The following is a 24,027-nucleotide window of genomic DNA, read 5'->3' as shown; positions in this document are numbered from 1 at the left end:
GTCAGCGGCCTCGGGCACCGCGATCGAGCCAGATCCGTTCGAGCCCGATGCCGAGCGGACGGACATCGGAGCCCAATGCCAGATCCGCAGGTGAGAGCGGATCGGATAATGCGAGGCTGATGGTGACCATCCCATCGGCGGCGATCGCGGCCGGATCGAGCGTCAATCGGCGCAGGCCGGCGAACCCATCGGTCGAGAATGTCAGCTCCTGTGGCGCTCCGTTGCCGACGCGGCAGACGACCCGCAGTTGCGGATTCCTGTCGGAGACGAAAGCCCGGCACGCCAGCACGATCTCGGCCGGTTGTGGCGGAACGGGACGGACCTCGAAGCGGAGCACACAGTTCCTGGCGATGGACCAGGTGCCCCATTGCTCCGGCTCGCTCCATCCCTCGGCCAGCGCGGCGATGCCGGTCCCGTCACGCGCGAATGCAAGCTCCTCCCCGCCCAGGACAGGCGCGGACACGGACGTTTCCAGGGCGGCCGGGTCGAACGGAGCCTGATCCGGAACGAACTGCGCAATCACGCGCACCGCATCCGCGATCGAATTAAGTCCAAGCGCGGAGCCGTCCAGCTCGTAAAGCACACGGTTCAATCCGGTTGCGCGGACGCCCCGGCCGGGAAGCGGGCGATGCGTGCGGCGTGCGGGAATGACGATGTCGGCGACATCGAAACCATGCATGCCGGCGAGTTCGCCGATGGTCTGCACGGTCCGATCATACAGGGACGGCCGATTGTTGATGTCGGTTGCAAGCGCCTGCGCCAGCGTCATGTAGTCGAGCCGGACATGATCGTCATCGGCCAGCAGCAGGTCCTTGAGGACGAGCATGTCCTTGGCGATGAAGAGCTGGAGTGCATTGAGGTCGGGAAGTTTCGGATCGCCGTCAACGGCGCCGAAATCGCGGGCGCCACGCGATGTCTCGAGCAGGTCCGTCGTCTCGAAGAACAGCGCGTGGCCGGTGCTGTGCCGCGAAATGCCGGACATGCTCAGGGGCCGCGACAGGCGGACGAAGCTGTCGGTCAGCGCGGCATTGGCGATGCCGGAGGCCACATCGGGAGAGAGACCGATGAAATAGCGGCCGCCGGCCGCGCGCATCCGGTCGATGACGCTGCGGCGGACGAATGAATTGTAGATCATCGGCAGGTATGAATAGTGGGCCTGAAAGCCGAAGATGCGCGCCAGCTCGTTCCGCGACGAGACGCGCCGTGCGGACGAGACGAGGTCGATCTCCGCAACCAGCCTGTTGCGAAAGGCCGGATGGTAGTAATTCGGCCAATAATAGCTGTACGCACGCCAGCTCAGAAGATCGATCTTGCGATCCGCCAGAATGTCCGTTGCCGTGGCGCAGGCGTAGGGCATCAGCCCGTCGTCGTCGCCGATGAAGGTGACGTACTCGCCCGCGGCATGGCCGAGCGCGGCCTCCCAATTATCGGTCATGGTCAGAACGGTATCGCTGGCGAAGTGCCTGAAGCGCGCGTCGTTCAGACCCGCGACCATGTCCGCAATCTCGGGATTGCCGCCGTTGTTCTGGACGATGAACTCGCAATCGGCAGCAGCGGGCTGGCACGCCATGGTCGCGAGTGCGTGACGAAGCGTGTCGGGACGATCGAGCGTGGGCACCACGACGGACAGCAGCGGCATGATCACCTTTGAGACGTTGAATGTCGCGGAGTCCTAGCACCTCGCCCCGCCGTTCGCACTTTCGCCAAAACTCTGGTGATGCTAGCCTTTGTTGCGAAGCTCCACCATTCCGCCACGCGGCATGGAGCCCGTCACGATCGACCCCGGGATACCGGCGCATGGCAGCGCGCTGCAACAAAAACAAAAGGTGAGGAAACGCCATGGAAGCCCGAGTGCCTGCAGCGTCCGTTTCTCAGCGCCCATGGTCTCCATCACCCGATGCCAGCGACGTCGTCAAAGGCATCCACGCCATGCTGCACCCGCACAACATCGTGCTGGTGGGCGCGACCGACAAGCCCGGCAACTATGCCGAGCGCATCTGGAATAATCTGGTCAAATACGGCTACGAGGGCGGGCTCTATCCGCTCAACGCCAGGCGCGAGACGATCTGGGGCGTGCCCTGCTACAAGGATTTTGCGAGCCTGCCGGAAAAGCCCGATCACGTGCTGGTGCTGGTGCCGGCGCGCTTTGCCGTGCAGGTGATCCGCGACGCCGCCGCGGCCGGCGCGCGTTCGGCCACCATCGTCACCTCGGGCTTCAGCGAGTTGCAGGATGAGGAGAGCCAGAAGCTCGCCGCCGAACTGCAGCAAGCCGTGCGCGAGACGGGACTCGCCGTCACCGGCCCGAACTGTCTCGGCAATTTGAGCGCCGGCGAAAAGCTCTTCACCAATATCGACGACCGCATCGTCACCATGGAACAGGGCGCGGTGGCGATCGCCGGACAGTCCGGCGCCATCGTCATGGCGATCCGCCAGGCGCTGGAGGACCGCGGCGTCGGGGTCGGCTACATGGTGACGACCGGCAACGAGACCGGGCTCGAGACGCCCGACCTGATGCGCTATTTCGCCGAGGACCCGAGCATCAAGGTGATCGTCGTCTATCTCGAGGGCGTGCGCAACACCAAGGCGTTTCGCGACGCCTGCAAGGCCGCGCGCGCCGCGAGCAAGCCGGTGATCGCGCTCAAGCTCGGTTCATCCGAGGGCGGCCGCGCGGCGGCGATGGCCCATACCGGCGCGCTCGCCGGCTCGATCGAGACGTTCGATGCCATTGCAACGCGCGAAGGCGTCATCCGGGTCGGCGGGCTCGACGAGCTGATCGAGACCACCGAGTGCTTCGTTCACGCGGCCATGCCCAAGGGCGACCGGCTCGCCGCGGTCACGCTGTCAGGCGGCAAGCGCGGCATGCTGCTCGACGCCTTCTATGCGGAAGGCCTGAACTTTGCGCCGCTGAGCCCGCACGTCGGCTCGGAGCTCGCCAAGATGCTCGGGCCGGGCTCGATCGTCGGCAATCCGCTCGACGCCGGCTTTGCCGCGGTGGTCGACCCGTCGGTCTACATGAAGTCGATCAAGCTGATGATCGACGACCCTGACATCGACATCGTCATCGTCGATGCCGAGCTGCCGAAGACGCCGCACGAGCTGCGCGAGCGAAACCTGCGCATCGTCGACGAGATGGCCAGCCAGGCCTCAAAGCCCGTGATCTACATCAGCGCGATGTCGATCGGATTCACCGAGTTCACGAAGGGCTTGCGCAAATCGCTGCCGCATCTCGCGGTCATGCAGGGCATGGACCGTGCGGTGACCGCGATCAGATCGCTGCTCGACTATGCGAAGCTGCGCAAGGAAGTGCCCGACATCGTCGCGAGCTCGAAGCCGGCCGCGCGTGCCGTGCTCGAGAAGGCGCTGAAATCGGCAACCGGCGCCGCACTCGACGAGGTCGCCTCCAAAAAGCTTCTCAAAGCCTATGGCATCCCGATCTCGAAGGAAGCGATCGCACGGACCGCGGCGGAGGCCGTGAAGATCGCCAAGCAGATCGGCTTTCCGGTCGTGGCGAAGGTCGTCAGCGCCGAGATCCTGCACAAATCCGACATCGGCGGCGTGGTGCTGAATCTCAACAGCGCCGCCGAGGTGAAGAAGGCATTTCTAGACATCACCGCACGGGTGGCGAAGCTGAAGGGCAAGCCGAAGCTCGACGGCATCCTGATCGCGCAGCAGGTCAAGGCTGACCTGGAGCTCGTCGTCGGCGCCTCGCTCGACGCCGAGATGGGGCCGCTGGTGCTGTTCGGCACCGGCGGCATCGACATCGAGCTGATGAAGGACGTCGCGCTCGCCGGCGCGCCGCTGGACGAGGCCGAAGCACGGCTCCTGATCGGCCGCACCAAGGCCGGCATCAAGATGCGCGGCTATCGCGGCAAGCCGCCCCTGCACGAGGCCTCCGCGGTGAAGGCGCTGGTCGGCCTGTCCAATCTGATCGCGGATGCCGGCGATCGAATCGCCTCGATCGACATCAACCCGTTCCTGATCAATACCAGGACGGGCGTGGCCGTCGATGCGCTGATCGTTCTGAACAATGCCGCGGCAAAACGCGCCGCCGGACATTGATGTCGCGTGAGTCCGTAGGGCGGATTAGCGAAGCGTAATCCGCCAATTCATCCCCACGTCGGCGATAGATAGTGGCGGGTTACGTTTCGCTAACCCGCCCTACTTACCATTGGGACTCCTTCCAACCCTCCCGTTTTGGCCGTAGAATCGCCCGATGGCACGCGCGAGCAATCTTGTGATCGGAACGGCGACGCTGGCGGTGATTGCCGTGGCGTTCGGCGGCCTGCTCGGCGTGCAGAAATGGCGCACCGCCCAGAGCCGCAGCCAGTTGCGCGTGGTGTTCGAGGGCGGTTCCGCCAGCGGCTTGCGCCGCGGCGGCCCGGTCAATTTCGACGGCGTGCTCGCGGGCCAGATCCTGTCGATCAAGCTGGACAATCCGCGCAAGGTCGTGGCGCTGGTGATGCTCGACAATTCCGCGCCGATCCGCAAGGACACCGTGGCCGGAATCGAGTTCCAGGGTCTCACCGGCATCGCCGCGGTTTCCTTGATCGGCGGCGCGCCCTCCGCACCGCCTGTGCCGCTGGATTCGGACGGCATTCCCGTGCTGACCGCCGATCTCAGCGACGTCGAAACGATCGTCGACACCCTGCACAGCGTCGACCGCACCATCGTCAGCAACGCCCCTGCGATCAAGGAGGGCCTGCGCACGTTCGAGACCCACACCGCCGATCTCAGGAGCAAGGGTGGCGAGATCGATGCCGTCATGGCCAAGGTCGACAGCGCCTTCGCGGGCTTCGACAAGGCGGTCACCAAGATCGAGAGCGTGGTGCCAGGCTTCGTCGACGGCAAGGCCGACGAGCTGTTCGAGAAGATCAGGGGATTGCACGAGCTCACCGATGCCATGAAGAAGAAATCGGCGAGCTATATCGAGGATATCCGTCGCTCGCTGCTCGACGTCAGCGAGACCGCGAACAAGATGGCTGGCACGCCCTCGCCTGCCGCCGCCCCGCGCCCGCCGCGCAAGCCCCCGCAGAAGAAGCAGTAGGGATCTTTCTTACCCTCCCCTGGAGGGCGGCGCGCTTCACCACGCGTAGCGCACGACGCCCTTGCCGGCGTAGGAGCGGGTGACGTTCGAGAACTCGCCCTCGAAAGTCGCGGATGCGGACCAGCCGTTCATCCAGTTCACCTGCACGGCTGCCGTGGTCAGCGCGGAATCGCGCGACTGGGCGGCGCCATTCACGACGAAGGCCGTGCCCGGCAACGTCTGGAATACCGCGCCGACGGTGCGATCCGGGTTGAAATCATGCGCCCAGGCGAGACGGCCCCGCAAGGTCATCAGGCCGCCGGCCGCAGCAAACGACTTGTCCGCGCGAAAGCCGAGCTCGGTGCGGGTGCTGGTCACGTCCTTGGCGCCATAGTTGAGCGCAAAGGTGTTGTTTCCGACCACCGCGAACTCCGAATAGCTCGGCAGGCTGAACAGAGTGGCTTGAGCCGCAGCATAGGGCGTCAAGCCAATCCACTGCGTGGCATAGCGGTAGCCGCCCTCGACGCGGCCCGAGAAGGCATTGGCATTGAACTGCGCGCGCAACTGGTCAGTGCCGGCAGCGGTAACGATGCGATTGGTCGTCACGTCCTGCCAGCCATAGGCCAGCGCGGCCGTGATGTAGGCCGGCCCCGCCGTGTGACGCACGAAGGCGCCGGCCTGGAACAGGTCGGAGCGGCCCCAGCCGAGCCCGTTGACATTGAAGCCGGTGCCGCCGCCGGCAAGCGCAAAGCCGGCGATCGTCGACGGCGAGAAGCGATAATCGAGGCCAACGGCGGTGCCATAGACGCTGCTGCTGGTGTTGTTGGAGCCGAGGGCGACATTACCATCAGTGGTCTGCGAACCACCATAGCCCGCAGCCCAGACGTCCCAGCGCTGCTCGAACGTTGCGGGCGGCGCCTTGCGGTGGATCGCGGCGAAGGCGTCGCGCGCGTTCTTGTCACGCGCGTTCCTGCCGGTCGCGGCATAGGCATTCGCGCTCGCGTCGTCGGCATAGGGCGTCGCACCGGGCGCGCCGCTGCGGCCTGAGCCGAACACGTCGGTCAGCAGACTGATGAACAGGTTCATCGCGTTGAAGGTCGTCTGCTGCGACCCCGTGCCCGATTCGCCCGAGGCCTGCGTCAGACCGGCCGGAGAGAGATTGGCGAGCGCCACGGGAAGGCTGCCGGTGCGGTTGAAATAGTTCGTCAGCACATTGGCGACGTTCTGCTGATTGATGTTGAGGCCGCCGCCATAGCCGAGCGCGAGGTCGAGGTCGACATTGTTGAGGCCATAGCTCAGCGTCGCGTGCAGGTTCGGCGACAGGCCCGCGACGACGGGATTGAAGGTATCGGGCAGCGTCCCCGCGCTGAGGATCGTGTAGTGCTTCGCGATCGAGCCGGTCGGAACCACGACGACGGTGGCGCCGCCGAGCGTCGCCGTTCCGGTCACGACCGCAAGGCCATTGCTGGCGCCCGAGACCTGCACCATGTAACTCGACGCCGACGTGAAGGTGAGATCGCCCGACACGCTCAGCGTCCCGGTCGGATTGCCCGGCGCAAACGTGCCGCCATTGACGGCGATCGTACTGACCGTGCCAATGCCGCCGAAAGTGCCCCCGGTGGCGACGGACACAGTGCCGTTGATGGTGCCGGCGAGCAGGAGCGTACCGCCAAGCACATTCCAGTCCTGATTGCCGGTGCCGGTGATCGTCCAGGTCGAGCTGTCAACCTTGTTGAAGGTCGAGAACCCGTCGTACTGGAGGCCGACGCCGATCAGGTCGAGATTGAACGTGTCCTTGCCGGTGCCGCCGAGCTGGAATGTGTCGGTGCCGGACGCAAATACCTGGCCGTTGATGACGCTGCCGGGGCCGAGGGTGAGCGTGTTGTTGCCGCAACCGCAGAAGTCGATCGCAATGGCACCGGCCGCGCTGGCATCGATGGTGCCGGAGTTGAAGAGGCTGCCGCCGCCGCTCAGCATGATGCCCGTGCCGTTGGCGCCGACGGTGATGGTGCCGGTGTTGACGATCTGGTTGGTCGTGCTGAAGGAGCTGACGTCGATGCCGACGCCAGTGTCGCCGACGGTGATCTTGCCCGTGTTGGTGACAATGTTGGAATCGCCGACGACGAAGATGCCCTCGACAAAGTCGGCGCCCGTGATCTGCCCGCTGTTGGTAATCGTCGAGGACGAGCCGGTATAGGCGATGGCCACCCCGCCCAGGCCGACATTGATCGTGCCGCTCTGGCTGATCGTGGCCCGGTCACCCTGCATCGAAATGCCGGCCGTCCCGCTGCCCCCGACCGTGATCGTGCCGCCGTTGGTGACTTTCGAGTCGTCGCCCAGCACGGCAATGCCGACGCCAAAATCTCCGGCCGTGATCGAACCAGAATTGCTGACAGTCTGGAAGTCGCCTTGCAGGAAGATGCCGGCGGCGTTCTGCCCGACCGTGATCGTGCCGGTGGCCGTGTTGGTGATCGTGTTGTTGTCACTGATCGCCAGAATGCCGCCGGAGAAGCCGGCGGAATCGCCGACCGCGATCGCGCCCGCATTGGTGATGGTTGCACTGCCGAACGCCAAGATGCCGGTTGCACCGTCACCGCCCGTAATCGTGCCCGTCGCGGCATTTGTGATCGTGTTGCTCACCCCGGCGAAGACACCCACGCCCGACGCGCCGACCGACAGCGCACCGCTGTTGGTGACGGTGTTGTTGTCACCGACCGAGATCGCGGCGCCGCTGTCGCCCGTCGTGATCGTTCCGGCATTGGTAATGACGTTGTGATCGATTGCCTGGATGCCGAGACCGTTGTCGATCACTGTGATGATGCTGTTGTTGATCACGGTGTTGGAATTTCCAACGGCAATGCCGGTTAGGCCCGAGCCGGCCGACACGGTGCCGTTGTTGGTGACGGTGCTGGAATCGTTGACGCCAATCGAGAGCGCGCCGTTGTCGTCCACGGTCGCGCCTGACAGCACGTTGACATTGAGGGCATCGACGCCGGCCCCGGCCTGAAAGCCGTCCGCGTCGGTGCCGCTACAGGTGACGGTCTGGCCGCTCGTGGCCGGATCGGGCGTGCAAGCCGCGTTCGCCGGCGATGCGCACAGGCTGGATCCCAAAACGAACGCAGATGCGCCGACGAGCAACGCGGCGCTGCGCCGGCGCAGTCGATCCTGCCGCCTCGATAGCCCCTCGCCCCTCACGTCACGCCCCCGCTTCCCCGCCAGTTCCCGGGGAACTTAGGCCATGGGAAGGTTCCGTAGAACTACGGCGCCACCGGAATGCGTCGGTTTGACCCACAACCGAGGCAGAATCCGGAGGTCATGTTGCAACCGGGACACGGTTTGCAGGGCCAAATTCCCATTTGGCGCATGAAGCCGGTCGCAACAGCTCAGTAATTGCTGGCCGCCGCCTCGTTCGGGATGCCGTCGATCGGGCATTCCGCGGTCCCCGGCGTCGAGCGGGTCATCGCTTCCACCATGTCGCGGGTGCCTTCGGGATCGGCGATCCAATTCTTGTAGAAATCATAGGGGCAGGCCGCGACGCCGCGGGGGCTGTCACCGGAATTGATCATGCCGGTGTAGCCGCGGTGGACCAGCTTGTAGAGGTGGTTCTGCGACTGGCCGTTGCGGCGCGCATCGCGGATCAGATGCTTCGACAGCTGGGCGTACTGGATGCCGTAATCCTCCTCGCCGCATTCACCGAGCGTACGGCCGTCGAAGCCGATGATCGCGGAGTGACCGAAATAGGAATAGACGCCGTCGAAGCCGGCGGCATTGGCGACCGCGACATAGACATTGTTGGCCCAGGCCATCGCCTTGGAGATCATGACCTGCTGTTCCTTGGCCGGATACATGTAGCCCTGGCAACGCACGATCAGCTCGGCGCCCTTCATGGCGCAGTCGCGCCAGATCTCCGGATAGTTGCCGTCGTCGCAGATGATCAGGCTGACCTTGAGGCCTTTCGGACCCTCGGAGACATAGGTGCAATTGCCGGGATACCAGCCTTCGATCGGTACCCATGGCATGATCTTGCGGTACTTCTGGACGATCTCACCCTTGTCGTTCATCAGGATCAGGGTGTTGTAGGGCGCCTTGTGCGGATGCTCCTCGTGGCGCTCGCCGGTGAGCGAGAACACGCCCCACACTTTGGCCTTGCGGCAGGCTTCCGCGAAGATCGCGGTCTCCTCGCCCGGCACCATGGACGCCGTCTCGTACATCTCCTTGGAGTCGTACATGATGCCTTGCGTGGAATACTCCGGGAAGATCACGAGGTCCATGCCGGGCAGGCCGATCTTCATGCCGACGATCATGTCGGCGATCTTGCGGGCGTTGTCGAGCACCTCGGCCTTGGTGTGCAGCCGCGGCATCTTGTAGTTCACGACCGCGACGCCGACCGTGTCGTTGCTGCTGGAGATATCACCGTGAAGCATGTTGAGCGCTCCTGTCTTTTATTGGTTTGCTGTTGGCACGTAGCGTTAGTGGCTGATCATCCAGGGGCGCGCGGTGGGAAAACCCTTGGCGCCGCTTTTGGTCTTGGTCACCAGCCGCGCCGGCTTCTTCCTGTCGGACCCGTTCTTGTCCTTCACGGTCTTGCCTGACGAACAACAGCCGCAACCCGGTCCGTGCGAGGCCTTGTATTGCGCAAGTGTTTGCGGTGCGTGCGAGCTGCGCTCGTTGACGGCGTGGGCTTTGCGCTTCTCCGCCGGCATGCAGAAGAAATTCGGCGCGGTCAGGATGACGCGTGGCGCCATCATCTCGCAGTGCGGGCAGCTCTGCGGATCGTCGCATTCCGCCATCGGGCGGAGATCCTTGAACGGACCGCAGTCGTCACAGAGATATTCATAGACCGGCATCGCATCATCCCTACGCTATGGTCTGTTCAACACAGCACCTGCCACCGTTCGTGCGGAGACAGCCCCTCACCCCGACCCTCTCCCCGTAAGGACGGGGAGAGGGAGAGCACTGGCTATTTGTCCGGCGAGATCGGCATCTGGATATCGCCGGTGATGTGCTTGATGGGTCCTGCCGCCGACGGCATCACGTCGAAGTCGAAGATCTCGGTCGGCAGCCATAACGTGGCGCAGGCATTGGGCACGTCGACCACGCCGGAGATATGACCCTGGCACGGCGCGGTGCCGAGGATCGAATAGGCCTGGGCACCGGAATAGCCGAACTTCTTCAGATACTCGATCGCGTTGAGGCAGGCCTGGCGATAGGCGATGTGGACGTCGAGATAGTGCTGCTTGCCCTGCTCGTCGACCGAGATGCCTTCGAAGATCAGATAGTCCTTGTAGTTCGGCGTGATCGGCGACGGCTTGAAGATCGGGTTCTTGATGCCGTATTTCGCCATGCCGTCCTTGATCACCTCGACCTTCAGATGCAGCCAGCCCGCCATCTCGATGGCGCCGCAGAAGGTGATTTCTCCATCGCCCTGGCTGAAGTGGAGGTCGCCCATCGACAGACCGGCGCCGGGCACATAGACCGGGAAGTAGATCTTCGAGCCGCGCGAGAGATCCTTGATGTCGCAATTGCCGCCATGCTCGCGCGGCGGCACGGTGCGAGCACCTTCCGCGCCGATCTTGGCCTTGACGTCGCCCTTGGCGCGGCCGCCATGGGCGGTCGCCGCGAACGGCGGATTGGCAAGGCCGGGCACGCGGGTCGGGTTGGTCGAGATCAGCTCGGCCTCGCGCTTGTTCCAGGTCTCCAGCATCTTCGGATCGGGCAGACAGCCGATCAGGCCGGGATGGATCAGGCCTGCGAAGTTGACGCCGGGGACGTGGCGGGACGAGGTATAGAGGCCCTTGATGTCCCAGATCGACTTCTGCGCCAGCGGGAAATGGTCGGTCAGGAAACCGCCGCCGTTCTGCTTGGAGAAGAAGCCGTTGAAACCCCACAGGCTCTCCTTCATCGGGCCGACGTCGAGCAGGTCGACGACGAGGAGGTCGCCGGGCTCGGCGCCCTTGACGCCGATCGGGCCGGACAGGAAGTGCACGATCGACAGGTCGATGTCGCGCACGTCGTCGGCGGAATCGTTGTTCTTGATGAAGCCGCCGGTCCAGTCATAGGTCTCGATGATGAAATCGTCGCCGGGATTGACCCAGGCCACGATCGGAATGTCGGGGTGCCAGCGGTTGTGCACCATGTCATTTTCGTAAGCCGACTTGGTGAGATCGACCTTGATCAGTGTCTCTGGCATCGAGATGCTCCCTTCTACTGCGGTTGGTTAGACGGACAGATATTTCGAGACCTGCGCGGCATCGACGGCGTCGCGCGGATCGTCGCGCACGATTTCGCCGTTCTCGATCACCAGCACGCGATCGGCGATATCGAGCGCAAAACTCAGGACCTGCTCGGACACGACGATCGAGAGGCCCTTTTCGTCGCGGATGCGCTTCAAGGTGCGCGCCATCTCCTTGATGATCGACGGCTGGATGCCCTCGGTCGGCTCGTCCAGCAGCAGCACTTTCGGCTTGGTCGCGAGCGCGCGGGCGATCGCGAGTTGCTGCTGCTGGCCGCCGGAGAGATTGCCGCCGCGGCGGCCCTTCATCTCCAGCAGCACCGGAAACAATTCGTAGATGTCTTCAGGCACCTCGGTCCCGCCGGAGACGACGAGGCCGGTCTCGATGTTCTCCTTCACCGTCATGGTCGAGAAGATCATGCGACCCTGCGGCACATAGGCGAGCCCCTTGGCGACGCGCGCGTAGCTCGGCAGGCTGCCCAGCTCGGCGCCGTCCATGGTCACCGAGCCGCTCTTGGTCGGCAGGATGCCCATCAGCGATTTCATCAGCGTGGTCTTGCCCATGCCGTTGCGGCCCATGATCGCGACGATCTCGTTCGCGGCGACCTTGACGTTGAGCCCGTGCAGCACCTCGCTCTGGCCGTAGGCGACGTGGAGGTCTGAAATTGCCAGCATGATCCGCGCTCCTAGTGACCGAGGTAAACTTCGACGACCTTGGGGTCGTTCTTCACCTTTTCCATGGTGCCCTCGGAGAGGATCTGGCCCTGGTGGAGCACGGTGACCTTGTGCGCGATGTCCTCGACGAACTTCATGTCGTGCTCGATCACCAGGACCGAGCGATTCTTGATGATGCGATTGAGCAGCTCGGCGGTCTTGGCGCGCTCGGATACGCTCATGCCGGCGACGGGCTCGTCGAGCATCAACAGGTCCGGATCCTGGATCAGCAGCATACCGATCTCGAGCCATTGCTTCTGGCCGTGGCTGAGCTCGGACGCGTAGGTGTTGAGCTTCTCCTTGAGGAAGATCATTTCTGCGACTTCCTCAACGCGGTCCTTGACCTGCTGGTCGCGCTGGAAGGTCAGCGAGCCGAACACAGACCGGCCGCGCGGAAAGGAAATCTCGAGATTCTCGAACACGGTGAGATCCTCGAACACCGACGGCGTCTGGAATTTACGCCCCACTCCGGCCTTGACGATCTCGTTCTCCTTCAGCTTCGTCAGCTCCGTGCCACGAAACTGGATCGAGCCTTCGGTCGCCTTGGTCTTGCCGCAGATCAGGTCGAGCACGGTCGTCTTGCCGGCGCCGTTCGGTCCAATGATGACGCGGATCTCGTTCTCCTCGATGTAGAAGGAAAGGTCATTGACGGCCTTGAACCCGTCGAACGAGACGGTTAGTCCGGAGACCGCGAGCAGGAATTCCTTGGGCTGATGTCCGACGAGCATGATGGTCTCCTCACTCTGCCGGCGCGCCGTCGGCGACCGAATTGTCTTTCCAGCCCGCCTTCGACTTGCGCGAGGTGAACAGGCGGTCGATGTGGGGCTGGATGTAGTCGGCCCAGAGCCCGGACAGACCGTTCGGGAAGGCGAGCACGACCGCGATGAACAGCCCGCCGAGGCCGAACAGCCAGAGCTGCGGGAATGATTCCGAGAGGCTGGTCTTGGCGAAATTCACCAGGATGGCGCCCCATATCGCGCCGAAGATCGACATGCGCCCACCGACCGCGGTGTAGATCACCATCTCGATCGACGGCACGATGCCGACAAAGGATGGCGACATGAAACCGACATTGAGCGCGAACATGGCGCCGCCAATCGCAGCGAAGACCGCGGCCATGCAGAACGCAAAGATCTTGAAATTGGCGACGCTGTAGCCGGAGAAGCGGACGCGATCCTCCTGTTCGCGCATCGCCACCAGGATGCGTCCGAGCTTGGTCAGGCGAATGAACTGCGCGATGCCGATACACGCGAACAGCAGCACCACCTCGACGAAGTACAGGATAACCTTGGCGTGGTCGGGCCGGATGTCCCAGCCCTTGAGGGTCCTCAGGTCGGTCATGCCGTTGATGCCGCCGGTATAGCCCTGCTGACCGACAATCAGGATCGTCAGGATGGCGGCGACGGCCTGGGTGATGATCGCGAAATAGGTGCCGCCGACGCGGCGCTTGAACATCGCGGTGCCGATGATCAGCGCGAAGATGCCGGGGACCAGGATGATGGCGAGGATGGTGAAGGTGAGGCTGTGGAACGGTTGCCAGAACAGCGGCAGCGACGTGATCTGATTCCAGTCCATGAAGTCGGGAATGCCGGGCGTCGACTGGATCTTCGTGTTCTCGACGCTGGAGGCCTCGAGCTTGAGGAACATCGCCATGCAATAGCCGCCGAGGCCGAAGAACACGCCCTGTCCCAGGCTCAGGATGCCGCCATAGCCCCAGCACAGAACGAGGCCGAGTGCGACGAAGGCGTAGGTCAGGTATTTCGCGACCAGGTTGAGGCGGAACACATCCAGCGTCAGCGGCAAGATCACGAACAGCACGGCAGCCAGGACAATGAAGCCCATGAGCTCGGAGCGATTGAAGAAGCGTGAATTGATGACCATGACTTGCCTGCTTCCCGTTATTTGCGGACTTTGAGGGCGAAGAGGCCCTGCGGCCGCAGCATCAGGATGCCGACGACAGCGAGCAGCGTGAGCACCTTGGCCATCGAGCCCGACATGAAGAATTCGAACGTCGATTGCGTCTGCGAGATCGAGAACGCGGAGGCGATAGTGCCCAGCAGGCTGGCCGCGCCGCCGAATACGACGACGAGGAACGTATCGACGATGTACAGCTGGCCCGATGTCGGCCCGGTCGAGCCGATCATGGTGAAGGCGCTGCCGGCGACGCCGGCGATGCCGCAACCGAGTCCGAACGTGTAGCGATCGACCTTCTCGGTATTGATGCCGACGGCGCCGGCCATGATGCGATTCTGCACCACGGCGCGGACCTGGCGGCCCCAGCGCGATTTGTACATGACGTAGGCGACGCCGACGGTGATCAGCACGGTGAGGCACATCACGAAGACGCCGTTGATCGGCACTTCGATGCTGTCGCTCACGTGCAGCGAGCCGAGCATCCATTGCGGCAGCTCGACGCCGACCTCGCGCGCGCCGAACACGGAACGATAGGCCTGCTGCAGCATCAGGCTGAGGCCCCAGGTGGCGAGCAGCGTGTCGAGCGGGCGCTTGTAGAGGTGCCGTATCAGCACCCATTCCACCAGCATTCCCAGCGCACCGGATGCGATGAATGCCAGGATCATCGCGAGGAAGAAGTAGCCGCTGAACAGGCTCGGCAAATGGGACTGGAAGAAACTCGAGGTCATCCAGGTGACGTAGGCCCCGAGGATCATGAACTCGCCATGGGCCATGTTGATGACGCCCATCTGGCCGAAGATGATGGCAAGACCGAGCGCCATCAGCACGTAGACCGAGAACAGGATCAGTCCTGCAAACCCCTGCATGACGAAGATGGAGCCAAGATCACCAAGCGAGTAGTCGCCGAACATCGATGTCCTCCGTCAGGGGTAAGGGTCCCGCGCCGCGAGCAGGTTCGCGACGCGGGGGTCTTGGGCGTGGATTTGCTGTCCACGCCAGGGAGCTGTTGATCTCGAGAGAAAGCGCGACGGATGCCGCTTCTTACTGGTAGCCCTTGGGGAACGGATCCGGCTCGACGAGATCGGCGGTCTCGTAGATCAGCTCGAACTGGCCATCGAGCTTGGCGCGGCCCACCCGGGTCTTCGACCAGAGGTGATGGTTTTCGTGGATCCGCACATAGCCTTCCGGAGCACCCTTGAACTCGACGCCGGGCGAAGCCGCCGCGATCTTGTCGATGTCGAACGAGCCGGCCTTCTCGACCGTCAATTTCCACAGCCACGGGCCGAGATAGGCAGCCTGGGTGACGTCTCCGATCACGGTCTTCTCGCCCCACATCTTCTTGAACGCGGGCACGAAGGTCTTGTTGTTCGGGTTGTCGAGCGACTGGAAGTACTTCATGCAGGCATAGGCGCCCGCGATGTTCTCGCCGCCGATGCCGTCGATTTCGTCTTCGGTGACCGAGATCGTCAGCAGCGCCTGCTTGGAGAGGTCGATGCCGGCAGCCTTGAGCTGCTTGTAGAAGGCGACGTTCGAGCCGCCGACGACGTCGGTGAAGATCACGTCGGGCTTGGTCAGCTTGATCTTGTTGATGACCGAATTGAACTGGGTCGAGCCGAGCGCATAGTATTCCTCGCCGACGACCTTGCCCTTCAGCACGTTCTCGACATGCTTGCGCGCGATCTTGTTCGAGGTGCGCGGCCAGATGTAGTCCGAGCCGATGAAGAAGAACGACTTTGCGCCCTTCTCCTTGGCGATCCAGTTCAGGCCGGCGAGGATCTGCTGGGTCGCTTCCTGGCCGGTGTAGATCACGTTCTTGGACTGCTCGAGGCCTTCATAGAAGGTCGGGTAATAGAGCATGCCGTTGTACTGCTCCATGACCGGCAGCACTGCCTTGCGGGAGGCCGAGGTCCAGCAGCCCATGATGGCCGCGACCTTGTCGTTGACGAGAAGCTTCTTGGCCTTTTCGGCGAAGGTCGGCCAGTCGCTGGCGCCGTCTTCCTGGATGAACTTGATCTTGCGGCCGAGCACGCCGCCCATGGCGTTGATCTGCTCGATGGCGAGCTTCTCGGCCTCGATCGAGCCGGTCTCGGAGATGGCCATGGTGCCGGTCGCCGAATGCAGGATGCCGACCGTCACTTCGGTGTCGGTGACCGCGAGACCCGTGGTGTTGACCGCCGAGGTCGCCGGGGCCTGCGCAAACGATGCCTTCGGCAGCATCGTGATGGCCGGCACGGCGGCCATTCCCATCAATAGTTTGCGCCGTAACGGCGACAACAAGCCCTTGTTTGCTTCGTCTGACATGAGCACCCCACTGTTTGTTCGAGGACACGCGATTGGTGCCGTGAGGATGGCTCGAATTTGTGCAGGGCAAGCATACGCAAGATCGCGTATACTGCACCGCAAAATACCGACGTAGGCTTTTGGTACGGGATTTGCGAGTTCGCGAGAGGTTTCGGACGTCTTCGGGAGTGGGGTTCGAGTGGCAGGGCGGCAGCGAATAGACCGCGTCAGGCGCCAGTACAACCAATGGGTCGCCAACCAGACGCTGGAAGACTACGCCCTGCGCTTCACCGCCAAAAGCGCGCGACGCTGGTCCGCCGCCCGCGTCGCCAACACCGCGATCGGCGCGATCTCGTTCCTGGTTCTCGAAGCGATCGGCGGAACCATCACCCTCAATTACGGCGTCACCAACGCCGCCGCCGCCATCCTGGTTGTCTCCACCATCATCTTCTGCTGCGGCGTACCCATTGCCTATTATGCCGCCAAATGCGGCATCGACATTGACCTCCTCACCCGCGGCGCCGGCTTCGGCTATATCGGCTCGACCGTCACGTCGCTGATCTACGCCTCCTTCACCTTCATCTTCTTCGCGGTCGAGGCGGTGATCCTGGCGACCGCGCTGGAGATGTGTCTGGGCATCCCGCGCCCGATCGGCTACCTCATCAGCGCGGTCGCGATCATTCCGCTGGTGACCTACGGCATCACGTTGATCAGCCGTTTCCAGCTCTGGACGCAGCCGCTCTGGATCGTCCTCCACATCCTGCCCTTTGCCGCAATCGCCTGGGCAAGCCCCCACTCCTTCACGGAATGGCACAAATTCGCCGGCGAGCACGGCGACCTCGGCGGCCATTTCGACCTGCTGCTGTTCGGCGTCGCATCCTCTGTCGTGTTCTCGCTGGTGGCGCAGATCGGCGAGCAGGTCGACTTCCTGCGCTTTTTGCCGCGCGACCGGCGCACCTCGAAAGCATCGTGGTGGATTGCGCTGATGAGCGCGGGGCCGGGCTGGATCGTGCTCGGCGCGCTGAAGCTCCTCGCGGGCTCGTTCCTCGCCTTCTTCGCGCTCAGCCATGGCGTACCGCCCGAAGAGGCCGCCGAGCCCGCGCACATGTATCTCGTGGCGTTTCGCTACGTGCTGTCGGAGCCGGATCTCGCGCTGGCGCTGACCGGCTTCTTCGTGGTGCTGTCGCAGATCAAGATCAACGTCACCAACGCCTATGCCGGCTCGATCGCCTGGTCGAATTTCTTCTCGCGCTTGACCCACAGCCATCCCGGGCGCGTCGTCTGGCTGGTGTTCAACGTAATGGTCGCGCTGCTGCTGATGGAGATCGGCGTCTACAAGGCGCTGGAGCAGACGCTGGCGCTCTACTCCAACGTCGCGATTGCCTGGGTCGGCGCGCTGGTGTCCGATCTCGTGATCAACAAGCCGCTCGGCCTGCGGCCGCCGCAGATGGAGTTCAAGCGGGCGCATCTCTACGACATCAATCCGGTCGGCGTCGGCGCGATGACGCTCGCGATCATCGTCTCGATCGCGGCCTTTTACGGCCTGTTCGGCCCAACCATGAAGGCGCTCGCCGCCTTCGTTGCGCTGACGGTCGCCTTCGTCACCGCACCCGTGATCGCCTGGCTGACCGGCGGAAAATACTACATCGCGCGCAAGCCGAAGCGAAGCTGGGCCAATATCGAGGCGATCCAGTGCTGTATCTGCGAACACAGCTTTGAGCCGGAGGACATGACCTCCTGCCCGGCTTACGCCGGCCCGATCTGCTCGCTCTGCTGCTCGCTCGATGCACGCTGCCATGACCTCTGCAAGCCGCATGCGCGCGCGCAGGTGCAATTCTCCGAGGCGCTTGGCAGGATCTTGCCACAGCCGATCTATCAGCGGATCAACTCGCAGTTCGGCCATTACATCGGGGTCTTCGTCGTCTCGGCCGGCCTCGTCGCACTGGTGCTGGGGCTGATCTATCTCCAGACCTCCGCGAGCGTACATGGCGAGAACATGCTCGTCTCCAACGTGCTGTGGAAGGTGTTCTTCTCGCTCAGCATCATCATCGGCGTGGTGGCCTGGCTGTTCGTGCTGGCGCAGCAGAGCCGCCGCGCGGCGGAGGCTGAAACCAAACGGCAGACGGCGCTCCTGATCCAGGAGATCGACGCGCACAAGCGCACCGATGCCGAGCTGCAGCGCGCCAAGGAGGTCGCCGAATCCGCCAACCTCGCCAAGAGCCGCTACGTCGTCGGCCTCAGCCACGAGCTGCGTTCGCCGCTGAACGCGATCAGCGGCTATGCCCAGCTGCTGGAGCAGGATTCGACGCTGACCACCAAGCCGCGCGACCAGGTCCGCGTGGTCCGCCGCAGCGCCGATCACCTCTCCGGCCTGATCGACGGCATCCTGGATATCTCCAAGATCGAGGCGGGGCGGCTTTATCTGTCGCGCGACGAGGTGCGGCTCAGCGAGTTCCTGGATCAACTCGTCGGCATGTTCCGCCTTCAGGCCGCTGCCAAGGGCATCGACTTCGTGTTCAGGCGGCCGGCTTATTTGCCGCTCGTGGTCTATGCCGACGAGAAGCGCCTGCGCCAGGTCCTGATCAATCTGCTCTCCAACGCGATCAAGTTCACCCAGACCGGCAGCGTGCAGTTCGTCGTGCACTATCGCAGCCCGGTCGCCGAGTTCGAGGTGATCGACACCGGCCCCGGCATTCGCGGCGACGATCTCGAGCGCATCTTCGCGCCGTTCGAGCGCGGCGCGCTCGGTGTCTCGCAGCCGCAGACCGGGACCGGGCTCGGCCTGACCATCAGCCGCTTGCTCGCCGGCGTCATGGGCGGCGACATCAAGGTCTTGAGCACGGTCGGCGCCGGCAGCACCTTCAAGGTCAAGATCTTGCTGTCGGAGGTCACCAACCCGCAGCGCATCGCGCCGGTGAAGGCGCCGGTCTCCGGCTATCACGGCACGCGCAAGACCATCCTCATCACCGACGACGACCCAGTGCATCGCGATCTCCTGCGCGAGGTGCTGACGCCGCTCGGCTTCATCCTGCTCAGCGCCCCCGACGGCGCGGGCTGCCTCGCGCTGGCGCAGCATTGCCGGCCCGATCTGTTCCTGCTCGACATCTCCATGCCGGCCATGGACGGCTGGGCCGTGGCGGAGGCGCTGCGCGCGAGCGGCCATCACCAGGCGCGGATCCTGATGGTGTCGGCGAGCGCGCTGGAGGCCCACGGCACGCCGCTGGCGCAACCCTTCCACGACGGCTATCTGATGAAGCCGATCGACATTCCGCGGCTGCTGGAGACGATCCGCCAGCTCCTCAAGATCGAATGGCAATACGGCTCGGACGAGATCGCGGTGCCGTTCTGGCGACCGGAGAGCGGATCGAAGCCGCCGGTGCGGCACATCGAGGCGCTGATCGGGCTCGGCCAGATCGGCTACGTCAAGGGAATCCAGCTCAAGCTCGACGAGATCGGCAGCGAGCACCCTGAGCACGCCGACTTCGTCGCGCAGATGCGCTCACTCGTCGACCGTTTCGATCTCGACCAGTACATGGCCACATTGAAGACGTTGCATGCTTATGAGCATTGAACCGAAGAAGCGCGACGTAGCGCTCGTTGTCGATGACTCCCCCGAAACGCTGCGGTTGCTCACCGATGCGCTGGACGGCGCCGGGATGACGGTGATGGTGGCGCTCGACGGCGCGAGCGCGATGCGCATTGTCGACCAGATCACGCCCGACATCGTGCTGCTGGATGCGGTGATGCCCGGCATTGACGGGTTCGAGACCTGCCGCCGCCTCAAGCGCGATGCGGGCCTCGCCAACGTGCCCGTGATCTTCATGACGGGCCTTGCCGAAACCGAGCACATCGTGCGCGGACTCGACGCCGGCGGCGTCGACTACGTGACCAAGCCGATCGTGATCGAGGAGATGCTGGCGCGCATCCGAGTCCATCTCGGCAATGCCCGCCTGACCCAGAGCGCGCGCACAGCGCTCGACGTCTCCGGCCGCTTCCTGTTCGCGGTCAACCGGCAAGGCCACATCCTCTGGGCCACCCCGCAGGCGCAAAAGCTGCTGGCCGACCATCATGGCGCGCAGGCCGACGACTTCGTCCTGCCCCCGTCATTGCTGCAATGGCTGGAGCAGGCCAGGGGCAAGAGCAACGCGAAGTCGCAGGCGGCCGCCCTGCCCGACAATCCGCAGCTTCGCTTCTATTACATGGGCGAAACCGCGCCGAACGAATTCCTGCTGCGACTCTCGAAGGAATCCGGCACTGCGCTGCCGCCGGAGTTCACCAGCGAGCTCGGCCTCACCACCCGCGAGGGCGAGGTGCTGGCCTGGCTCAGCAAGGGCAAGACCAACCGCGACATCGCGCAGATTCTTGGATTGAGCCCACGCACGGTCGACAAGCATCTGGAGCAGATTTACGCCAAGCTCGGCGTTGAGAACCGGACGGCCGCGGCGGCGATTGCGACGAATGCGACAAGAAGGAATTCGTAGTCTGAAATGAGAGTGAGCTGGGACGCCGCTTAACCAACAAACAGTGTCGTCCCGGACAAGCGAAGCGCAGATCCGGGACCCATAGCCACAGGGGATGTTTGGCGAAGACCCGGAGTGGCCAGCTCGCCCTATAACCACTCCCTGGGAGTATGGGTCCCGGGCTCGCTTCGCGCCCCGGGACGACAGTGGAGTGCGGGGCGATAGCCGCCGCCCCTTACACCAACGGCCCCCTCACCCGTAAACAAACGCCTTGTCGTCCAGGTCTGTCTTCGGGATCTCGTCCTTCTCGGTCCAGTAATCCTGGCTGTGCTGCCATTCCGGCTTGTCGCCGCGCTTGGGCAGCAAATTCATGTCGCGCATGATGTAGCCGGGATTGAAATTCTCCGGATCGATCCAGGGCAGGATCGGCATGTTGTGGTCTTCGGCGCGGAGCTTGACCTCGACCTTCTTCGCGCCCTTGGCCTTCATGTGGCCGAGCAGCCGGCAGACGAAATCGGCGACGAGATCGACGCGCAGCGTCCAGCTGGCACGGAAATAACCGAACACCCAGACCATGTTCGGCACGCCCGTGAACATCATGCCGCGATAGGTGACTGTGTCGCCGAAGGCGAGTGGCTTGCCGTCGATCTCGAAAGCGATGTCACCGAGTGCCGAGAGGTTGAAGCCGGTCGCGGTGACGATGATTTCGGCTTCGAGCAACTTGCCCGACTTGAGCTGGATGCCATTCTCGACGAAGCATTCGATCTCGTCGGTGACGACGGAGGCCTTGCCGCTGGCGATGCCCTTGAACAGATCGGCATCGGGCACGAAGGCGATGCGCTGCCGCCACGGCCGGTAACTCGGCGTGAAATGCGTCTCGACGTCGTAGTCGGGGCCGAGCACCGCGCTGATCTGGCCGATCAGCTCTTTCTTCACCTGCTCCGGCTTGGACAAGCAGAGCTTCGTGAACGCATCCTGCTCGAACAGGATCTTGCGACGAACGATCTCGTGGATCCAGGCTTCATCCACCTGGAGCCGGCGCAGCTCTTCAGCGATTTCGATGGCGTTGCGGCCGAGCCGGAAATAGGTCGGCGAGCGCTGCAGCATGGTGACATGCGCGCATTGGTCGGCGATGTTCGGCACCAGTGTCGCTGCGGTCGCGCCCGAGCCGATCACGACGACCTTCTTGCCCGCAAGGTCGATATCATCCGGCCAGGTCTGGGGATGGACAATGCGGCCCTTGAAGCGGTCCGTGCCCTTCCATTCCGGCGTGTGGCCTTCCGAATGGCGATAGTAGCCCTGGCACATCCAGAGGAAGTTCGCGGTGAAGGTCCTGGCTTCGCCGGTGTCGGTCGTCGTCGCCTCGATGGTCCAGAGATTCTGCTCGCTCGACCAGCTCGCGGAATTGATCTTGTGCTTGTAGCGGATGTGGCGGGCGATATCGTTGTCGTCGATCACCTCGTTCATATAGCTGAGGATTTCTTCGGCGCTCGCGATCGGCGGGCCGACCCAGGGCTTGAAGCTGTAGCCGAAGGTGTGGAGGTCGCTGTCGGAGCGGATGCCGGGATAGCGATGCGTGCTCCAGGTGCCGCCGAACGTCGCCTGCGTTTCCAGAATGACGTAGCTCGTGCCCGGCAGCTGCTTTTCGATGTGATAGGCGCTGCCGATGCCGGAGATGCCGGCACCGACGATCAGCACGTCGAAATGCTCCATGGCCTGCTTGGTGGTGGCGTGACTGCGAACAGCGACATTCATTGTTGCTTCTATGCCTTGCTTGTTTTTGTGGCCGCCCTTGATTGGGCGACGCGTTTCCTCCGCGACGGGCATGGTCGCCCGGCGCGCTTCCGCACCAAAATGACATAGATCAAGTCGCGATCAAACTACAGCGCCGCACCCCAGCTCCGCGCGGTCTGCAAGATCCAGCCGCGATAGAGCGTGAGGGGCGTGACGCCAGTCAATCCGCCGCAGCCGTCGCTGGCATTCGGCCCTGTCGCCCAACTGATGACGCCCACGAGCACGGGACCGTTCGGCTTGTCCTCGAATACGGGGCCTCCGGAATCACCGGTACAGGCACCGATTCCATCGCGAACCCCGTTGGTTACGGGATCGACCAGCCGGATTTGAAGGTTGCCGGGCTGGCCCGTGGCAACGAGGCCGGCGACGCGCACGGCGCCGCCGCTCCTGCCATCGCCGCGCACGGTGACGCCGGTCCCCGCAATGACGAAGCGGCCGCCGACCTGGACTGGAATATTCGGCGCACCGACCGCGACCGTCGATTTTCCCTTGAGTGGAATTTCCAGTTGCAGCAACGCCACGTCCGCGGTGGCGCGATGCGCCTGCACCTTGTAGTCCGGATGGATCGCGATCGCGCGCACGTTCAGCAATTGTGGCGCACCGTCGGCACCGAGATCGACGATCTTGTAGTCCGCGCCAGGCTGCACGCAGTGGGCGCCCGTCAACACGACCCTGGGCGCAATCAAGCTGCCGGTGCAGGAATTGCCGCGCGAGCCGACGATGGTGACGATCGCGCGCGCGACGCCATCCGCCTGCGGCGTGCCGCCTCCGACGATCGCATGGGCCGGCGTAGCAAGCAGCAGCGCGGCTGTGATGGCAATGGCAAGCTTCTTCATGGGAACACGCTTCGGCATCGGTGACGACCAGGATTGCTTCAGACTGGCCCTTGCCGATAGCGCATGCTAGCCCTCTTGAAAAGGAATTGACGAGGGCAGGATAGTGGCGATCGAGGCTGTGATCTTTGATTTTGGCGGCGTGCTGACAAGCTCGCCATTCGAGGCGTTCGCGCGGCACGAGCAGGAACGCGGCCTGCCCGTCGACATTATCAGGCGCACCAATGCTGCCAACCATCTGGAAAATGCCTGGGCCAAGTTCGAGCGGGCCGAGGTCGATATCGAGACGTTCGACAGGCTTTTCGCCGAGGAATCGCGCGCACTCGGCGCGGAGGTGCGCGGCCGCGACGTGCTGCCGCTGCTCCAGGGCGATCTGCGGCCGGAGATGGTCGAGGCGCTGAAGCGCATCAAGGCCAGGTTCAAGACCGGCTGCATCACCAACAACCTGCCGGCCAACGCGATCGGCAGCATGACCGGACGCAGCCTCTACGTTGCGGAGGTGATGGTTCTGTTCGACCATGTCATCGAATCCGCCAAGATCGGCCTGCGCAAGCCCGACCCGCGCATCTACCAGCTGATGGTCGAGACGCTGAAGGTCGATCCGAAGCACTGCGTCTATCTCGACGACCTCGGCGTCAATCTGAAGCCAGCACGCGAGATGGGCATGACGACGATCAAGGTGGCCAGCGGCGCGCAAGCGATCGCCGAGCTTGAGGCGGCGACGGGGCTGAAGCTGACCTAGTTCGCAAATGCCGTAGGGTGGGCAAAGCGAAAGCG

17 protein-coding genes are annotated in these 24,027 nt (G+C 63.7%); 5 read left to right on the top strand and 12 right to left on the bottom strand.

Annotated features, from left to right (window positions below):
* Position 1: 1 nt before the first annotated feature.
* A complete protein-coding gene (locus PMI42_RS24200; RefSeq protein ID WP_008138960.1) occupies positions 2–1,639 on the bottom strand; it encodes a glycosyltransferase family 2 protein in 1,638 nt (545 codons plus the stop codon).
* A gap of 200 nt (positions 1,640–1,839) precedes the next feature.
* Between PMI42_RS24200 and PMI42_RS24195 the strand changes: the two genes are divergently transcribed.
* Entirely contained in the window at positions 1,840–4,059 is a 2,220-nt protein-coding gene (locus PMI42_RS24195; protein ID WP_008138958.1) for an acetate--CoA ligase family protein, read from the top strand.
* A 154-nt stretch (positions 4,060–4,213) separates the two neighbouring features.
* Positions 4,214–5,044 carry an MlaD family protein gene (locus tag PMI42_RS24190; protein ID WP_008138956.1) on the top strand — a complete coding sequence of 277 codons (831 nt, stop codon included), beginning with the start codon at positions 4,214–4,216 and terminating at the stop codon, positions 5,042–5,044.
* Positions 5,045–5,080: 36 nt separating this feature from the next.
* Here the strand turns inward: PMI42_RS24190 and PMI42_RS24185 are convergent, their stop codons facing one another.
* The 9 genes from PMI42_RS24185 to urtA all read right to left on the bottom strand — a co-directional run bounded on the left by PMI42_RS24185 (position 5,081) and on the right by urtA (position 16,184).
* On the bottom strand, positions 5,081–8,218 hold the full coding sequence (locus PMI42_RS24185) for an autotransporter outer membrane beta-barrel domain-containing protein (RefSeq protein ID WP_008138953.1): 3,138 nt from the start codon (positions 8,216–8,218) through the stop codon (positions 5,081–5,083).
* Positions 8,219–8,406: 188 nt separating this feature from the next.
* Positions 8,407–9,447 (bottom strand): aliphatic amidase, encoded by a 1,041-nt coding sequence (locus PMI42_RS24180; RefSeq protein ID WP_008138952.1) that lies wholly within the window; start codon positions 9,445–9,447, stop codon positions 8,407–8,409.
* Between the two features lie 45 nt (positions 9,448–9,492).
* Positions 9,493–9,870, bottom strand: coding sequence for an FmdB family zinc ribbon protein (locus PMI42_RS24175; RefSeq protein ID WP_008138950.1), 378 nt, complete (start codon positions 9,868–9,870; stop codon positions 9,493–9,495).
* A 113-nt stretch (positions 9,871–9,983) separates the two neighbouring features.
* Positions 9,984–11,213, bottom strand: coding sequence for a formamidase (gene fmdA / locus PMI42_RS24170; RefSeq protein WP_008138949.1), 1,230 nt, complete (start codon positions 11,211–11,213; stop codon positions 9,984–9,986).
* Positions 11,214–11,240: 27 nt separating this feature from the next.
* Complete coding sequence (gene urtE / locus PMI42_RS24165) at positions 11,241–11,930, bottom strand: urea ABC transporter ATP-binding subunit UrtE (protein WP_008138947.1); 690 nt, start codon at positions 11,928–11,930, stop codon at positions 11,241–11,243.
* Positions 11,931–11,941: 11 nt separating this feature from the next.
* Positions 11,942–12,697 carry an urea ABC transporter ATP-binding protein UrtD gene (gene urtD / locus PMI42_RS24160; RefSeq protein WP_008138945.1) on the bottom strand — a complete coding sequence of 252 codons (756 nt, stop codon included), beginning with the start codon at positions 12,695–12,697 and terminating at the stop codon, positions 11,942–11,944.
* A gap of 10 nt (positions 12,698–12,707) precedes the next feature.
* Positions 12,708–13,850 carry an urea ABC transporter permease subunit UrtC gene (urtC, locus tag PMI42_RS24155; protein WP_008138943.1) on the bottom strand — a complete coding sequence of 381 codons (1,143 nt, stop codon included), beginning with the start codon at positions 13,848–13,850 and terminating at the stop codon, positions 12,708–12,710.
* Between the two features lie 17 nt (positions 13,851–13,867).
* Positions 13,868–14,794 carry an urea ABC transporter permease subunit UrtB gene (gene urtB, locus PMI42_RS24150; protein ID WP_008138941.1) on the bottom strand — a complete coding sequence of 309 codons (927 nt, stop codon included), beginning with the start codon at positions 14,792–14,794 and terminating at the stop codon, positions 13,868–13,870.
* 130 nt (positions 14,795–14,924) lie between these two features.
* Positions 14,925–16,184: an urea ABC transporter substrate-binding protein gene (gene urtA, locus PMI42_RS24145; RefSeq protein WP_008138940.1), complete on the bottom strand. Its 1,260-nt coding sequence runs from the start codon at positions 16,182–16,184 to the stop codon at positions 14,925–14,927.
* 178 nt (positions 16,185–16,362) lie between these two features.
* Here urtA and PMI42_RS24140 point away from each other — a divergent pair, with 178 nt between their 5' ends.
* Both PMI42_RS24140 and PMI42_RS24135 read left to right on the top strand, forming a co-directional pair.
* On the top strand, positions 16,363–19,734 hold the full coding sequence (locus tag PMI42_RS24140) for a hybrid sensor histidine kinase/response regulator (protein ID WP_008138937.1): 3,372 nt from the start codon (positions 16,363–16,365) through the stop codon (positions 19,732–19,734).
* Positions 19,718–20,644 (top strand): response regulator, encoded by a 927-nt coding sequence (locus PMI42_RS24135; RefSeq protein ID WP_008138936.1) that lies wholly within the window; start codon positions 19,718–19,720, stop codon positions 20,642–20,644. The genes PMI42_RS24140 and PMI42_RS24135 overlap by 17 nt, the downstream gene beginning before the upstream one ends.
* A gap of 231 nt (positions 20,645–20,875) precedes the next feature.
* On the opposite strand, the gene PMI42_RS24130 is transcribed toward PMI42_RS24135, so the two are convergent.
* Both PMI42_RS24130 and PMI42_RS24125 read right to left on the bottom strand, forming a co-directional pair.
* A complete protein-coding gene (locus tag PMI42_RS24130; protein ID WP_035966473.1) occupies positions 20,876–22,378 on the bottom strand; it encodes a flavin-containing monooxygenase in 1,503 nt (500 codons plus the stop codon).
* 125 nt (positions 22,379–22,503) lie between these two features.
* Positions 22,504–23,253 carry a S1 family peptidase gene (locus PMI42_RS24125; protein WP_008138934.1) on the bottom strand — a complete coding sequence of 250 codons (750 nt, stop codon included), beginning with the start codon at positions 23,251–23,253 and terminating at the stop codon, positions 22,504–22,506.
* A 103-nt stretch (positions 23,254–23,356) separates the two neighbouring features.
* Here PMI42_RS24125 and PMI42_RS24120 point away from each other — a divergent pair, with 103 nt between their 5' ends.
* The gene (locus PMI42_RS24120; protein ID WP_008138933.1) at positions 23,357–23,992 is read left to right on the top strand and encodes an HAD-IA family hydrolase; all 636 of its coding nucleotides are present in this window, start codon (positions 23,357–23,359) and stop codon (positions 23,990–23,992) included.
* The last annotated feature ends 35 nt before the right edge of the window (positions 23,993–24,027 follow it).

The organism is Bradyrhizobium sp. YR681 (genome assembly GCF_000282615.1).
In the GTDB taxonomy this organism is placed as follows: Bacteria; Pseudomonadota; Alphaproteobacteria; order Rhizobiales; family Xanthobacteraceae; genus Bradyrhizobium.
The sequence above is the reverse complement of the archived record's forward strand: the minus strand, read 5'-3'. Positions and strand labels throughout refer to the sequence as shown.